Origin of the sequence: Collinsella sp. AM23-17 (assembly GCF_003470945.1) — a bacterium.
GTDB classification, from domain to species: Bacteria; Actinomycetota; Coriobacteriia; order Coriobacteriales; family Coriobacteriaceae; genus Collinsella; species Collinsella aerofaciens_O.
This window is the reverse complement of sequence record NZ_QRHU01000017.1, coordinates 50,300-51,107: the sequence shown is the minus strand read 5'-3', so window position 1 is coordinate 51,107 and position 808 is coordinate 50,300. Positions and strand designations below refer to the sequence as shown.

Here is an 808-nt window from a genome sequence, read left to right as displayed (position 1 = left end):
TGCACCCGTATACCATTGACGTCGACACCATCAGATGCGGACCGCGCGGTGACCCCACATTCCGCTGGCGCCCACAGGGCTGCCCTCGTTTCCTGACATGTCCCGCGCGGGCCGCGGCGAGCCGAGACCGCCGCATGACCTAATAGGAGCATGGAGCGATACCGCGGACCCGAACAACCGCATTCTATCGCGCCCCGTCAGTGCGCCGTCTGCCCGGTCCAGGCGAGCACGGAAAGAACGGAGCGAGACATGCAAAACGAATCGACACCCGGCGCCCGCGGGCCGGTCTTCTGCGGGGTCGACACCCACGCCGACTCGCACTGGCTGTGCGTCCTGGACTGGAGGGGCCGCAAGGTCCTGTCCCGCCGGTTCCCCGCCGACGCGGCGGGCTACGAGGCGCTCGCCGGGGCGATCGCGGCGGCCGGGGAGCCGGCCTGCGTCGCGATGGAGGGGACGTCGTCCTACGGGGCGGGCCTCACCAGGCACCTCGCGTCGCTTGGGATGCCCGTGCGCGAGGCGCTCTCCCCGGCGAGGATGCAGAGGAGGCGCCCGGGGCAGGGAAAGTGCGACGAGTCGGACGCGGAGAGGGCCGCCCGCGCGGCGATGTCCGGCTCAAAGCTCGGGACCCCCAAGAGCCAGGACGGGTGGGTCGACGGGGTGCGCTGCATGCTCGCGGCGCGCTCCGGGGCGGTGAAGGCGCGGACCTCGGCGATCAACACCGCGAGGTCGCTGCTCACCACCGCCCCGGAGGGGCTCAGGTCGAGGTTCCGCGGGATGGCGGGGCCGAGGCTGATGGAGGAGCTCCCCT

The 808-nt window shown here is 72.0% G+C and carries 1 protein-coding gene; it reads left to right on the top strand.

What is annotated here, in order from left to right; all coding sequences use genetic code 11:
- Positions 1-249: 249 nt before the first annotated feature.
- A partial coding sequence (locus DW645_RS10030; RefSeq protein WP_199576458.1) for a transposase occupies positions 250-808 on the top strand: 559 nt, incomplete at its 3' end.